This is a genomic window from Streptomyces sp. MK7, assembly GCF_032658145.1.
Classification (GTDB): Bacteria; Actinomycetota; Actinomycetes; order Streptomycetales; family Streptomycetaceae; genus Streptomyces; species Streptomyces spiralis.
In genome coordinates, this window is the sequence record NZ_JAVACL010000064.1 from 1 (window position 1) to 13,072 (window position 13,072).

At 68.5% G+C, this 13,072-nt stretch carries 12 protein-coding genes and 3 pseudogenes; 7 read left to right on the forward strand and 8 right to left on the reverse strand.

The genetic code is table 11. The features are described 5' to 3' along the window. Positions 1 to 149 precede the first annotated feature (149 nt). Together R2S09_RS36655 and R2S09_RS36660 are read right to left on the reverse strand one after the other, a co-directional pair. Positions 150 to 377 carry a helix-turn-helix transcriptional regulator gene (locus R2S09_RS36655; RefSeq protein WP_316745545.1) on the reverse strand — a complete coding sequence of 76 codons (228 nt, stop codon included), beginning with the start codon at positions 375 to 377 and terminating at the stop codon, positions 150 to 152. Further along, positions 356 to 512, reverse strand: a pseudogene (locus R2S09_RS36660) (nucleotidyl transferase AbiEii/AbiGii toxin family protein); the annotation flags it as partial. The pseudogene R2S09_RS36660 and the gene R2S09_RS36655, both read right to left, overlap by 22 nt. 871 nt (positions 513 to 1,383) lie before the next feature. Here R2S09_RS36660 and R2S09_RS36665 point away from each other — a divergent pair. Both R2S09_RS36665 and R2S09_RS36670 read left to right on the forward strand, forming a co-directional pair. Further along, complete coding sequence (locus R2S09_RS36665) at positions 1,384 to 2,523, forward strand: winged helix DNA-binding domain-containing protein (protein WP_316745527.1); 1,140 nt, start codon at positions 1,384 to 1,386, stop codon at positions 2,521 to 2,523. Positions 2,524 to 2,937: 414 nt separating this feature from the next. Beyond that, positions 2,938 to 3,198: pseudogene (locus R2S09_RS36670) on the forward strand (helix-turn-helix domain-containing protein); the annotation flags it as partial. A gap of 28 nt (positions 3,199 to 3,226) precedes the next feature. Here R2S09_RS36670 and R2S09_RS36675 read toward each other — a convergent pair. Both R2S09_RS36675 and R2S09_RS36680 read right to left on the reverse strand, forming a co-directional pair. Beyond that, positions 3,227 to 4,257: pseudogene (locus R2S09_RS36675) on the reverse strand (IS3 family transposase); the annotation flags it as partial. A 95-nt stretch (positions 4,258 to 4,352) separates the two neighbouring features. Beyond that, positions 4,353 to 4,670 (reverse strand): transposase, encoded by a 318-nt coding sequence (locus R2S09_RS36680; protein WP_306193230.1) that lies wholly within the window; start codon positions 4,668 to 4,670, stop codon positions 4,353 to 4,355. A 97-nt stretch (positions 4,671 to 4,767) separates the two neighbouring features. Here R2S09_RS36680 and R2S09_RS36685 point away from each other — a divergent pair, with 97 nt between their 5' ends. Together R2S09_RS36685 and R2S09_RS36690 are read left to right on the forward strand one after the other, a co-directional pair. Then, the gene (locus R2S09_RS36685; protein ID WP_316745528.1) at positions 4,768 to 5,259 is read left to right on the forward strand and encodes a UvrD-helicase domain-containing protein; all 492 of its coding nucleotides are present in this window, start codon (positions 4,768 to 4,770) and stop codon (positions 5,257 to 5,259) included. 83 nt (positions 5,260 to 5,342) lie between these two features. Beyond that, positions 5,343 to 6,149 carry a hypothetical protein gene (locus tag R2S09_RS36690; protein WP_316745529.1) on the forward strand — a complete coding sequence of 269 codons (807 nt, stop codon included), beginning with the start codon at positions 5,343 to 5,345 and terminating at the stop codon, positions 6,147 to 6,149. 294 nt (positions 6,150 to 6,443) lie between these two features. Here the strand turns inward: R2S09_RS36690 and R2S09_RS36695 are convergent, their stop codons facing one another. Together R2S09_RS36695 and R2S09_RS36700 are read right to left on the reverse strand one after the other, a co-directional pair. Further along, entirely contained in the window at positions 6,444 to 7,649 is a 1,206-nt protein-coding gene (locus R2S09_RS36695) for a HEPN/Toprim-associated domain-containing protein (RefSeq protein ID WP_316745530.1), read from the reverse strand. A gap of 229 nt (positions 7,650 to 7,878) precedes the next feature. Next, entirely contained in the window at positions 7,879 to 8,091 is a 213-nt protein-coding gene (locus tag R2S09_RS36700; RefSeq protein ID WP_316745531.1) for a hypothetical protein, read from the reverse strand. Positions 8,092 to 8,217: 126 nt separating this feature from the next. On the opposite strand from R2S09_RS36700, the gene R2S09_RS36705 reads away from it, so the two are divergent. After that, on the forward strand, positions 8,218 to 10,605 hold the full coding sequence (locus tag R2S09_RS36705; protein WP_316745532.1) for a helix-turn-helix transcriptional regulator: 2,388 nt from the start codon (positions 8,218 to 8,220) through the stop codon (positions 10,603 to 10,605). A gap of 242 nt (positions 10,606 to 10,847) precedes the next feature. Here R2S09_RS36705 and R2S09_RS36710 read toward each other — a convergent pair whose 3' ends face one another. Then, a complete protein-coding gene (locus tag R2S09_RS36710) occupies positions 10,848 to 10,988 on the reverse strand; it encodes a hypothetical protein (RefSeq protein ID WP_316745533.1) in 141 nt (46 codons plus the stop codon). A gap of 4 nt (positions 10,989 to 10,992) precedes the next feature. On the opposite strand from R2S09_RS36710, the gene R2S09_RS36715 reads away from it, so the two are divergent. Beyond that, complete coding sequence (locus R2S09_RS36715) at positions 10,993 to 11,538, forward strand: winged helix-turn-helix domain-containing protein (RefSeq protein ID WP_316745534.1); 546 nt, start codon at positions 10,993 to 10,995, stop codon at positions 11,536 to 11,538. Continuing rightward, positions 11,463 to 12,098, forward strand: a complete 636-nt coding sequence (locus R2S09_RS36720) for a transposase (protein ID WP_316745535.1) — start codon at positions 11,463 to 11,465, stop codon at positions 12,096 to 12,098. The genes R2S09_RS36715 and R2S09_RS36720 overlap by 76 nt, the downstream gene beginning before the upstream one ends. 569 nt (positions 12,099 to 12,667) lie before the next feature. Here R2S09_RS36720 and R2S09_RS36725 read toward each other — a convergent pair. After that, complete coding sequence (locus R2S09_RS36725; protein ID WP_316745536.1) at positions 12,668 to 12,997, reverse strand: hypothetical protein; 330 nt, start codon at positions 12,995 to 12,997, stop codon at positions 12,668 to 12,670. Positions 12,998 to 13,072: the final 75 nt, after the last annotated feature.

The window sequence follows — 13,072 nt, forward strand, 5'->3', positions numbered from 1 at the left end:
ACCACCAGCGCGGATGGCTATCGATCCGCCGGATCGGACGGGCAGCGATCCGGGTAAAGCCCTGGTTCAGGACCCGAGCGCTCGGGCAGACACTGGAGCAGACCTTCCTCCCCGAGGAGCTGGACTGGTGGCGCGCCCCTGCACCAGCCTCAGGCCGCATCTCCGATGGCGGTGCGGAGGAGCTGTCCCAAGGCCGTGGCAACGCGCAGCAGGGTGCGGGCGGAGGACAGCGTGAGACTGTTCTCCAGGCGGGCGATGACGGACTGGGGCGTCCGGGCACAGCGGGCCAGTTCGGCATGGGACCAGCCCAGTTCAGTGCGGCGCTGTAGACCTGCTGTTGCGCAGTGGCGGACAGGGCGCGGCGGCGGCCGAGGGATTCGAGGTCGGCGGTTAAGCGGTGGCGGGAGGCGGCCGAGAACGTCGATGAGGTCGCGGACGGTGCCGCGGTCGGCGAGGGCGCGGACCTTGGTGCCGATCACGTCGTCGAGGGAGAGGACGGGGCCGTAGGGGGTCTAGGAAACCCGTTGGGGACGCAGGGCTCCTTCTGCGTGTTTGCGCGGAAGTCTAGCGACGGGCGCTAACAAGACGTACGTCTCGCCAGGAGCGGGCGACGCCGAGCGTCGCCGAGTGACACCGAGCGGCTCCGAGCGTCATCGAGTGACCCGGAGACGTGAAAGACATCACAGCCGTGCTCTGACGGTGTGTCTTCGATTCATCGGCGGGTGAAGTCGTGGAGCCGGTCGGCGAGGCGCCGGTCCGGGCGCTGGACGATAATGCAGGAGTCGGTCTTCGCCGTGGCCAGGCGGTCGACGCTTGGGTGAACGCTTCCGCCATGGTCAGCGGCCACACCACCGGTCCCTCCCGGACGCTGATCATACGCAGCACCAGCGGGCGGACGGTGTCCCGCAGAATGTCCCACGGTCGACCAGCCGCTGATCACCGCAGAGGCCACCGACCGCAAAGAGCGACCGCTGACCAGCGCCCTGGCCCCGTGCGCTAGGAGTCCTTCGACACGATCACGGCTTTGCGATGCGGTCGAGCGCAGGTTGAGGCCCCGCATTGCAAGGATCGATGCCAGCCCACACGCGACCGTGGCGAGGCCGGCTGCTACCTGACGGTCGGCCCCGGGCGTGCCCTACTGGTGAAGGGGCAGTGTTCCAACCCGGCGCTATTGCGGCTCTTGCACAGCCAGGTATCGCATGCAGCGGCTGCTGGCGCCCCGCTTCGAACGCGGTCAGATCATCGAGCGCCAAGGTCGTCGCTGCTTGACCGACTCGTCCTCCTCACGGCGACGAACGCTCAAACCCGACAAGCATGTGCCTCAACTGACAGCCCTGTGTCGGCGATTGCTTCGCACGGGAGCTGAGGTGGCATGATCCGGTCATGAGCCTCACCGCGCGACAGCTTGCCCTGGCTACCTTGGACCGTCAGCTCTTGCTCGAGCGCCAGCGCCTCGATGTGGCAGAGGCGGTTCGTCGGGTCTGCGCTCTGCAGGCGCAGGCACCAGCGTCGCCGTACCTGGCGCTATGGAACCGTGTGCAGGACTTCGCGCCCGAGAATCTCGACGCAGCGTTCGCGCAGGGTCGGATCGTGAAGGCAACCCTCATGCGGATCACGCTGCACGTCGTCCATGCCGAGGACTACGAGGCCTACCGCGCTGCCATGCTGAGCACTCTGCGGGCGTCACGGTTGTACGACCGCCGTTTCACCGCAACGGGGCTGACCCCCGACGACGCCGACGCGCTGCTCCCAGAGCTCGCCGGGTTCCTGAAGCGGCCCCGCACCGGCGCCCAGGTAGAGGACGAGGTCACAGGAAGGCACGGCGAGCACTCACACCGCGTGTGGTGGGCGCTACGCACGTTCGCGCCAGTGCATCATGCGCCGACCGGCGGCCAATGGTCGTTCACACAGCCGAACACCTACCGCGCCTCCCCGGCGGCCCCTGCGGCTGCGCCACAGGAAGCCGACGCTGGGGTCCAGCGCCTGCTGCTCGCCTACCTGCGCGCGTTCGGGCCCGCGTCGGCCCAGGACTTCGCCCGGTTCACCTTGCTGACTCGCGCGGCCATAACCAAAGCGCTGCATGAGCTCGGCGACCAGGTGGTACGGGTGGCAGGCCCCGGCCGCGCTGCCCTATTCGACCTGGCCGGCGCTACCGTGCCCGCAGATGACACCTCGGCGCCGCCGAGACTGCTGCCGATGTGGGACAGCACGCTGCTGACTCACACCGTTCCCGGGCGGGTCATGCCCCCGGAGTACCGGCCCCTGGTCGTCCGGCGTAACGGCGATGTGCTGCCCTGCCTGCTCGTCGACGGGCAGGTCGTCGGAGTATGGCGCGCAGCCGACAGCGGGCTGGAACTGACCGCCTTCCGTAAGCTCGGCAAGGTTGCGTGGCAAGGTCTGACCGAGGAGGCGGAAAAACTGTCAGTGCTGCTCGCCGACCGCGATCCAGCTGTCTACCGGCGCTACGGACACTGGTGGGACAAGGGGTTTCCCGACGTCGAGAGGTTGATCGTCAAGGGCTGACCGCGCCCGGCGAGCACGGCCTATTCGGTGGCTTTGAGTACTTGTTTCTCATCTGTGAGCTCGTCAGCAGGTGATCGTTAACGTTAGTGTTGAGTTCTGTGACGAGAGCCAGGGGACGGATGGGTCGGGGACGTTCACTGCGCATGTCAGCCTGTGCGGCACTGGCCGGAGTTGTCGTCGCGACGACGGGATGCACGAGCGGTGGGCGGATTCAACTGATCGTCGCAACACCTCGATTGCAGGGAGGATGTTGTGGCGCAGGGAAGGGCTCGCGCGGCGATCTTGGCTGGTCGTCCGGCGCTTCGGTCTCCGGGACGGCCTCCGGTCAACCGGCGGGAGGAGCGGCAGCAGTTCTGGCGGCTGATCGCGCAGGGGTTGTCGAGCGAGGACGCTGCCGTGGCCTGCGGCGTGTCGATGCCGTTGGGGCCGCGATGGTTCCGTGAGGGTGGCGGGATGCCGCTGATCAGCCTGGAGCCGCCCTCGGGCCGCTACCTGTCGTTCGCCGAGCGCGAGGAGATAGCCCTGCTACGAGCCCAGGAGCGCGGGGTGCGCGACATAGCCCGCCACTTGGGGCGGTCCCCGTCGACGATCTCCCGGGAACTGCGGCGCAACGCAGCGACGCGCGGCGGCCGGCTGGACTACCGGGCCTCGGTCGCGCAGTGGCACGCGGACCAGCAGAGGAGATCTGGACGCGGTCGCCGCAGCCCTCAACGGCCGCCCACGCAAGACGCTCGGATGGAGAACTCCCGCCGAGGCTCTCAACGAGCATTATGCTCTCTGACAAGCAGTGTTGCGACGACTCCTTGAACTCGGGCTGGGCGCCCCTGTCGGTGTGGAAGACGACGCCGTGGACCCGGCCGCCGCGGGCAGCCACGGCCATCTCGATCGCGTCGGTGACCAGGGAGGTGCGCATGTGGTCGGCGATCGACCAGCCCACCACCTTCCTCGAGCAGATGTCGATCACCGTGGCGAGGTAGAGCCACTTCGCGCCGACGGCTACGTACGTGATGTCGCCGCACCACCTGGTGTTCAGCCTGTCCGCGGTGAAGTCGCGCATCACCAGGTCCGGCGCGGGCGGCGCCGCGCGGTCCGCGATCGTCGTCCGCTTCTTCCTCCGCAGGTGCCGGCCAACGATGTGGTTGATCCGCATCAGCCGGGTCACGCGCTTGCGGTTGATCCTGCGCCCCCTCGCACGCAACTCGGCATGGACACGCGGGGCGCCGTAGGCGCCATGGTGCTCGGCGTGGATGGCGCGGATCTCGCTCACAGTCCGCTTCTCCTCCGCCTGGCGCTCGGCCCGGGCCTGCGCGGTGGCCAAGTGCCGGTAGTAGCCAGCGCGGGACGCCCCGAGCACCCGGCAGATCCGCTTGACGCCGAAATCGGCGCGGTTGTCAGAGACGAAGGCCCAGCGGCAGGGGCTCACTTCACCTCCCGAGCGAAATAGGCGGCTGCCCGGCGCAGGATCTCGCGCTCCAGCCGCCACTCCTGCTCGGCCTTGAGCAGCCGAGCGTTCTCCGCTCGCAGCCGGGCTAGTTCCTCCGCCGCGCTGACACTGCCCTCGCGGCCCTCGGGCACGGCTTGGCCCTCGTCCTTCCGGACCCACGTACGAAGCGACTCCGCGGTGATACCGAGATCCGCAGCCACCGCCGCGTACGTCCGCTTCCCCGCTGCGGCGCGGTAGAGCGCGACAGCGTCCTTTCTGAACTCCTCCGGATACGGAGACTTGCGTCCCACCTGGACATCGCTCCCTGGACCATCAAGATCCATTGTCAGGGTGTCCACTCCAAAGGATCAGCCTCACTCCTTGTACTGGTCGATGTAGGCGACCTTCATCGCAGTGGACGGTCCAGCTCCGCGGCGAAGAAAGCCGAGGCGGACTTCAATATCGCGTTCGCCCGCCGCAGTTCCTTCACCTCCCGCTCCAGCTCCGCGATCCGTGCAGCGTCGGTGCTGGTGGTGCCGGGCACGATGCCCTCGTCGGTCTCGGCCCGCTTGACCCAGCCGCGCAGGGCCTCGGGGTGCACGTCCAGCTGGTCGGCGATCCGCTTGATCGCACCGGCCCTGCCGGCCGGGTCCTTGCGGGCATCGATCGCCAGCCGCGTCGCACGCTCGCGCAGTTCATCGGGGTACTTACGGGGAGCAGCCATGAGCGGCATCCTTCCGGGTCTTCGATGTCTCCATCAAACCCGGGGCGATTCAGATCCGGTGCCCCGTCTGCTGGAATCCTGGGCAAGCGTCAAGGCCATGGTGGAAGGCGTGGACCGGGAGATCTCTCTGCACCGCTTCCCCATGACTTTGGACCCCTCGCACCACTCGGCGCACGGGAAGGTTGCCTGGGACAAACTCGACTACGACACCCGCCAGCTCATCGACGCCGGCTCCTGCAACCGCTCGGTGTGGGAGGAGAAGATCCTCGCCACTCGCAAGTCGTGGTGTGATCAGGGGTATTTCACCGGGCACGAGGTGCGGGCCGTGGCCCTGTGGAACCTGCGCAACGGCGAGGCCACCGCCGCGTTGCTGCCGCCGCTGCAATCCCGGTTCGCGGAAATCATCGTCGATGAGGCGCAGGACTGCTCCGCCGCCGACCTGGCGATCCTCCAGCTGCTGCACGGCGCCGGCCTGCCGCTGGTTCTCGTCGGTGATCCGGACCAGGCCATCTATGCCTGGCGGGGCGCCGAACCCCCCAGGCGCTCGGGGCCTTCGCGTCCCGCCTGTCCCCCGCCCCGCACCGTCTGACCGGCAACTGGCGCAGCTCCCCGGTCATCTGCCGACTGGCGGCCACCCTGAGGACGGGGCAGCGCCCGCCGGACACGTCCGTGGTGCGCGACGACAACATTCCCGTCCTGCTGATGCCCACCTTGTTTGCCGCTACCGGCAGCCGCCACATCCACGCTCCGACCGGCGCCGGCATCGTCGACGCCTTCCGCACGCTGGCAGAGGAGTACTCCGTCCCGGTACGGGACTGCCTGGTGACCGCCTACAGGTACGCCACCTTGCCGGGCATCAGCCGGGAGAAGCCCAACACCAACGCGATCACCAGCCTGGCGTGGGCTCGCACCGTCGCCCACACTCCGGGCGCCTCCGGCGACGACCTGGCCCGTGCCTGCGCGATCGCTGTGCGTGTCCTGTTCGGTTACTGGTACCCGGGCCAATCCGGCGGCCCCGAACGCATCATGACCAGCCACCGTCTCCCTACCGGCCAGGTCAACCGCACGGCCTTCGCCTTCCTGCACAGCCTGCCTGCGCCTCACAAGAAGTGGGGGCCGCAGGTGTGGCAGGCCATGAAGGCCTGGCCCGCTCTGCCCGGGGCGGCTCCACAAGGCGGAAAGGGCCGGCTCGCCGGGAAAGCCACCCTGTCCCGGCCCCAGCCGACCACGGGCATACGCACCAACATCGTCCACCAGCTCAAGGGCGACGAAGCGGACGGCGTCCTGTTGTTGCTGCCCGATGCCGGAAGCGGCCAGCGCGGGGCCACCGCGGACCCGGCCGCCGACGAGGTACTGCGTGTCTGGTACGTCGCCGTCACCCGCGCCCGCCGCCTGGCCGCCATCGCCCTGCCGCAGGAGGAGACCGATGCGCTGGCCCGCCTCCTGGCCGGCCACCACGTACCGCTCCGCATCGCATGAACCCGGATGCGCTCGGCCCAACATGCGGCAGAGATCAGTCGCGGCCCGGCCCCGGCAGGCACGAGGGCGTCGCTCCTTCACGGCTAACGTCGTGCTCGCACAGCGAAGATCTCCACAAGCCGCCCGACATGCTCCCCGCCGTAGCACTCACCCTAACCGCACCAAAAATCGCAGGCCAGGGGCCAGGTGCTGCCGGAGAAGGTGCGCGGCCAGCTTCTAGGGACTGTCGTCGTCTCGTGTCTATCCGGCGCGTTCCTTGCCGTGGGCCGTCTTTTGCACCCGTGCCCATGTTCCTCAGTCGAATGCAGTCACGATCGTGTCGATGATGGCCCGGATCCCGTCCCAGTCCTCACGTCCACTGCCCTGCCCGGAGCGGTGAATCTGCACCTTGCGCAGGAAGCGGTCCTGGGCCGCCTTCTTGTCCACGTCTGCAAGGCTGCCCTGATAGCGGCGCAGCTTCGGGTTCCATGAGCGCCACTGCACGGGCATGAGTGTGCGGTCCTCGCCCTGCAGGACATCACGGCCGAGGTACATCTCCAGGGAACCCGCGCGTCCGTTGACGTCTGCCCGCACTGGCTCGTCTCCGTACGGGCCGAGGGTCGGATAGGTCTTGAGCGCTGGCAGCGGCGGGTAGTGCCGTACACGGCAGCGTTTCGGCAGCGGCTGCTTTTTGAGATTGGCCAGTCCGGCGTGGGCTTCGGTGTCGTTGTCGGCCAGTGCGACGAACCGGTTGGCCACGCCAGCGGCGACGAATGCGGACACGGTCTTCGCGAGTTGGGCGACGCCGCCCTCGGCGCTGGCGGCACCGAAGTCGAAGAAGGTTATGTAGCCATTCAGATGCGGGTGGGTGACTTCCAGGCCCGCTGCCAGAAGGCGGGCATCGGTGGGGCCTTCGGTCAGGACCAGCAAGGGGGCGTCCTGGGCAAGACTCGCCAGTTGCTCGGCGCGCGCCTCGCCGGCAACCGGATGTGCGGGGTCCAGGTCCACGCCGGGCCCGGTGAGTTCGCTGAGATCGAGGAAGACGGTGGCGTGCTGGTCGGGAGCCCATTCCAGCAGCAGGCGGGTCAGGCTGCGGTGATCCATGTACCGGGACAACGCGTCGGGCAGGTCATAGGGGTTGGGCTGGAAGCTCTCGCTTGGCCATGCTTCCTCAAAGGTCATGGCGAGGAGCTGACGCACAGTGGCCTCGACGCTGCGCACGTCGGGCTCCTCGGAGAAGCGAAATGCATCCAAAGGCCGGTCTTTCTTCCATCCGGCCAGGACCTCGGCGAGTTCGGTCTTCGCCCGGGCGGCGCTGAAGCCCTGCACGTGGAGTCGCTCTCGCAGTCGCGCCACCGTTGTCCCGTAGACGAACTCGGTCAGATTCGCCTGCAGAGGGAGGCGCGTGTTCGCAGGCTGGCGCTCCGATTCGGTGAACAGGGCGGCCAGTTCCGGCGGGTACTCCGCTCTCCAGTACAGGAGCTGGTGATCGGCAATCCCCAGGTGCGAGTGAAAGGCCATGCGGGACAGCCTCTCAAGTCCGGGCCTGGGGCGGTGCTCTTATTGTTCGGCCCGTGGCGACCGCCGCGAACTTCCTTGACGGGCGGGTGGGATGGGTGCGGCGTGCGGCTGTGACGGGCGTCGCCTGCACACAGTTGGCGCACGGCGGCATCCGCAGACGGCAGTTGTGCCTGCCGGAGACCGCTGGAAGGCCGAATCAGTGGCGGAAGCAACGGGGTCAGGCCCTTGCTTACCCTCGGGCAGGGAACGCGGTCGCCAGCGCGCTGGCGACCGCCGCGGCCAGGGTGAGAGTCGCGGCGAAAGCGAAGGCGGCGCGGGCGACGGCGGCGGGGTAGGTAGCGTGGTCCCGGCGGGCGAGATAACCGGCCGCGCCACCGACGAGAACGGCGACCAGGACGATCATCGCGCAGGCCAGCGTGATCACGGCGGTGCGGTCGGACATGGTGGTACTCCTCTTCGGCCAGAACGGGTTGTCTTGGGCGAGTGTCATGAGGCACCTGTTCGCCGTGGTACGAGCGGACGAAGATGAACACCGGCGAACAGCCGACGGGAGGAGACGGACGAGCAAGTGGCCACCCAGAATTTCGAGGACTCGGCGGCGCTGGGTGAGTTGCGTGCTCGCCTGGAGGCCGGACTGGTTGCGGCAGGCCTGACGAAGACCATGCTCGCCCGCCGTGCCGGGCTGGGTCGTACGACAGTCAGCGAAGCGTTCAGCGGTGCAGCCGACGTGCCGTCGGCACAGACGGTAGGGGCGCTGGCACGTGCCCTCGATCTTGATCTTGGGCCGCTGCTGGTTCTGCGTGCCGCCGCCGTCGGTGGCACTGATGTGGCTGGGCAGGACAGGACTTCGGTCGGACGGCCGATCGCCCAGTGCGATCCCCACGACCTCGAGGTCCACCCGGCCGCCGCGCCTCCGCCGCTGGGGCACGTCAGTACACCGGTTGCGGCCGGGCAACAGCGGGTAGCCTCCGCGTTGCCTGCATACGTTCGTCGACCGCACGACAGGCACCTGGCCGAGCTGGTTGCCGCCACGGTGTCGGATGGGCGTAGCAGGATGGCCGTACTGGTCGGTTCGTCCTCGACCGGGAAGACGCGCGCCTGCTGGGAGGCGGTCCAGCCGCTGGCCGTGGCGGGGTGGCGGCTGTGGCATCCCTTCGATCCGACCCGGGCCGAGGCGGCGCTCGCCGACCTTCACCGGGTAGGTCCGCGCACGGTGGTGTGGCTCAACGAGGCGCAGCACTATCTCGGCGCGGGTCGTGGGCTGGGCGAGCGCATCGGTGCCGCGCTGCACGGCCTGCTCACCGACCCGGCGCGGGGTCCGGTCTTGGTGCTGGGCACGTTGTGGCCCGCGTACGCCGAGGCCTACGCCAGGCTCCCCCGGGTGGGCGAGATGGATCCGCATGCGCAGGTGCGGGAGTTGCTGGCTGGCCGATTGATCCATCTGCCGGACAGCTTTGACGCGACTGCGAAAGCGGCTGCGCAGGCTCTGGCCGCCGCGGGTGACCGGCAGCTTGCGCATGCTCTGGAAAGTGCAAGCGACGGGCGGCTGACGCAGTTCCTTGCGGGAGCGCCTGAGTTGTTGCACCGCTACGAGACGGCGACGCCGGCGGCCCGGGCGGTCTTGGACGCAGCCGTGGACGCCCGCCGCCTGGGCTCCGGTCTCCACCAGCCTGGGCCCTTCCTGGAAGCGGCGGCGGAGGGCTACCTCACCGACGACGAGTACGACACGCTCGCCGACGACTGGCTCAAGCAGGCTCTCGCCGATCTCAGCCGTTCCGTGCACGGCAACCTCGCGCCCCTGCGCCGGGTACGGCGGCGCTCAGCACACCGCGTCCCCACCAGCCCGATGCCAGTCTTTCGCCTCGCCGACTATCTCGAGCAGCACGGACGCAGTCAGCGTCGGCTGGTGTGTCCTCCGGCCTCGTTCTGGCATAGCGCCTGCGACCACCTCACGTCTGCTGACGAACGAGTCACCCTCGGTGAATCGGCAAGGCTGCGTTGGCGGTTGCGGATGGCGGCCGAGCTCTTCCGGGGCCCGGCCGCGGACGGCCACCCGGACGCGCTGGCAGGACTCGCGCGCATCCACCTCACCCTCGGCAGCGATCAGCATGCCGAGGAACTGTACGGGCTGGCCGCGGACGCCGGATCCATCGCTGCCCTCAGCGACTTGTACTGGATACGGAAACGGGCGGGCGAGGAGGACGCCGCCCGGTGGATCGACCAGCGTGCCGCCGACGCCGGCGATCTCATCGCGACCCTTCGCGTGTCGGCGCGGAACATGTCAGAAGAAGAACAGGCAGCCCACGACGAGGAGTTCGCCGCCGAACAGGCGGCTGCGGCGGCCGCAGCAGGCTATGCCACCATGGTCGACTACCTGACCGCACTGACGGTGGAGTCCTGGACCGACACGGGCTACACGCGGCTTCGACGCCAGGCCTACGACAACGCTTATGAAGACCCCTACGACTACCTGTTCTCCCTATGGTCCAGGACCGGCAACGACGAGGTCGGGAAACGTCTCTGCGAGGCAACAGCCGCTACTGGCCATCCGGATGCGCTGTACCAGCTGGCTGTCCAAAAGTCCGTGGCCGAAGAGCATGCTGCCGCCATTGACCTGGCTTCCAGAGCAGCTGCGACCGGTCACATCAAGGCGGCTCGAATGCTTGCCTGGGATCTGGAAGCGGCTGGAGACTTCGCCGCAGCGGAGCACTGGCACCGGAAGATGGCGGAGTACGGCGACGACGAACACCTCATGGCCGTGGCACGTCTGCGGCAGCAGGTCAACGACACGGCGGGCGCTCTGGCCGTGTACCGGGAAGCTGCGGAGACAGCGGGCGTTGAGCTTGTCCACCGCCTGACCTGGGCCGAGGACACCGCGTGGCAGGATGTGTGCCCGTACGGCTTTGACCCCGACGGCACCCCCAGCGCCCCCTGGCAGGCGCCCTTACCCGGCTGACCGGCCTGGACTGGGTGCTGGGGGTGCCTACACCGCCGGACCTGCCCTGCAGGCCGCGTTTTATGCGGGCACTCTCAGATGTCCGCGCTGGGGCTGACTCCAGCGCACCACTGCACGGCCACCGGCCCGAATCTGCTCAACGGAACACCGTCAGCCGCTGTTCGTCGAGCTCACCGACCGCCGGTGTGCGCCACCCGGACGCGCTGTACTTCCGGCTTGATCGCCTCCCACGTTTCGCCCTGCTACTGCGCGGTGATTCCGTTCAGGGCCAGGGTGAGGTCGGATGCCATCCGCTGCAACCCGTCGCTGACCACCTGATTGCTCAGGTTGAACTCGTGGAGTCCGGTGGCCCGTGACGGTTCTTGATCTCTGCGGTACGACATCGTCATGCGGTACGCGCATGGGGGCGGGCTGACGCCCAGGGAGCAGGAAAAGCGGGAGCGGGTGCGTCTTGAGGCGGCCGGGCGGTTCGCTCGCGGTGAGAAGACCGAGGGCGTCGCGAGGGAGCTTCGGGTGACGTCGCGGTCGGTGCGACGTTGGCGGCGGGAGTGGGAGGAAGGCGGTGCGGACGCCCTGCGCTCAAAGGGGCCGGCCTCGGTGGAACGGCTGAGCCCCGGGCAATGGGAACGGCTGGAGCGGGAGTTGAAGCGGGGCCCTCTCGCGCACGGCTGGGACGACGAGTTCCAGGGGTGGATGCTGAAGCGGGTCAAGCTGCTGATCGGGCGAATGTTCCACGTCGGGTACACGATCCAGGGCGTGTGGAAGCTGTTGCGGCGGCACGGCTGGTCCGCGCAAGTGCCCCTGCGGCGGGCGATCGAACGCGACGACGAGGCGATCGAGGTGTGGAAGGCCGAGGTGTGGCCGCAGGTAAAAGGACCGCGGCGGACCTGGGCGCCCACATCTGCTTCGAGGACGAGGCAGGCCAGGGGCTGAGGCCGCCGAAGGGACACACCTGGGCGCCGCGCGGAGCCCGGCCGGTGGTGCGGGTGCGCGGCCGCAATCGGGGACGGGTCAACATCGCCGGCGTGGTCTGCTACCGCGCCGGGCACCGCTCCCGGTTCTTCTTCAAGCTGCACATCTGGCACGGGCGCCGAGGCGAGCGGAAGGCGTTCTCCCGGCGCCAGTACCGCGATCTGATCGTCATGACCCGCGTGCAGCTCGGCACGCCGGTGGTGTGGTGCTGGGACAATCTGAACGTGCACCTGGTGCAGGAGCTTGCGGACTTCGCCGAGGAGCACAAGGACTGGTTACGCATCTTCCAGACGCCCTCCTACGCCCCGGAGTTGAACCCCGCCGAGGGGATCTGGTCGCTCCTCAAGCGGCACCTGGCCGACTTCGCCGCTGCCGACCTCGCCCACCTGACCCGCGTAATCAAGCGGAGGCTGAAGAAGATCCAGTACCGGCCTCACCTGATCGATGGCTGCCTCCCGCCGACTGGCCTGATCATGGACGACGACGCGACCAGGTCATCGGACTCCACGAGTTCAACCTGAGTGACGGCAATCTCGTCAAAGCTGGAGCTAGGCCACACGACTTCCCTCCCCAAGGAACCCGTCGGTACATGCGAACGCTGCGGCCCGCGGAGATGGGTCCGAGCGGGCATCCCGCTACTCCGGGTAATGTCAACGCGGCTTCGGTGGCCGAGCAGCGCGGCACGCAGGGGTGTTGCCCAAGACTCACCGATGGCGCCCATCCGTGTCGGCACCGCGGCAGCAGCAGCGATCAAGGCTGTATCTGTGCCCGCACCCCGAAGATCTCGTGGTCTTCTACCGACCCCCTGATGGACGAGACTTCCCGGTGCCACAGGCCCAGGACCAGTACCGAGCCCGCGCGGTGTGCTGCCTGAGGGAGTGTCCTGGCGCCGGGCGTGCTCTGTGGCATCCAGCCGGTGGAAGAACAGAGCCTCGGTGCCCTGCAGGGAGGCGACCTTGGTCTGGGTGCCCGCCTCCAGCAGGGCGGCCGAAGCCGTCCGCACAGAACGGCCGATCACGGAGTTCGCCAAGGTCACCATGGCCTCCACCCTGCCTCACCGGGCTCCGGCCGCGCGCAGCGGCCCCGCCGACTATCCAACTCTCACCGGTACGGACTGGTCTGCCAAACAGCTCAACAGGCCTTCGAGACACTGCCAGAGGGCGTCGTTGTCGCTGCGCCGGTACCAGCGGCGCCGCTCCCCCGGTGTCCTCGGCAGCCTCTCGGCCAGACCGGCCTCCACCAGGGCCCGCATCGGCGCTTGATAGACACTCGCCGGCACGTTGCGGGTGACGGCGAGGTCTCCCAGGCACACGCCCCGCTCGCCCGCCGAGGCGAGCGCCCACATCAGCTCCGCCCGGTAACGGTTGCCGAAGACCCGCACGGACACCTCACGCAGCCGCTCCACGTCCTGTTGAGGCATGATTCATGATTCGCGAATCATGCCACGGATGTCAACACTGCGGCGGGAGTGCGCTGTCGCCGCGCTGTCATGCCT

What these genes read in the sequence shown, in the direction of transcription:
- R2S09_RS36710 (WP_316745533.1), bottom strand. Translation starts at nt 10,988, where the DNA reads ATGTCGTACCGCAGAGATCAAGAACCGTCACGGGCCACCGGACTCCAC.
- R2S09_RS36700 (WP_316745531.1), bottom strand. Translation starts at nt 8,091, where the DNA reads ATGTCCGACCGCACCGCCGTGATCACGCTGGCCTGCGCGATGATCGTC.
- R2S09_RS36715 (WP_316745534.1), top strand. Translation starts at nt 10,993, where the DNA reads ATGCGGTACGCGCATGGGGGCGGGCTGACGCCCAGGGAGCAGGAAAAG.
- R2S09_RS36685 (WP_316745528.1), top strand. Translation starts at nt 4,768, where the DNA reads ATGGTGGAAGGCGTGGACCGGGAGATCTCTCTGCACCGCTTCCCCATG.
- R2S09_RS36680 (WP_306193230.1), bottom strand. Translation starts at nt 4,670, where the DNA reads ATGGCTGCTCCCCGTAAGTACCCCGATGAACTGCGCGAGCGTGCGACG.
- R2S09_RS36725 (WP_316745536.1), bottom strand. Translation starts at nt 12,997, where the DNA reads ATGCCTCAACAGGACGTGGAGCGGCTGCGTGAGGTGTCCGTGCGGGTC.
- R2S09_RS36665 (WP_316745527.1), top strand. Translation starts at nt 1,384, where the DNA reads ATGAGCCTCACCGCGCGACAGCTTGCCCTGGCTACCTTGGACCGTCAG.
- R2S09_RS36695 (WP_316745530.1), bottom strand. Translation starts at nt 7,649, where the DNA reads ATGGCCTTTCACTCGCACCTGGGGATTGCCGATCACCAGCTCCTGTAC.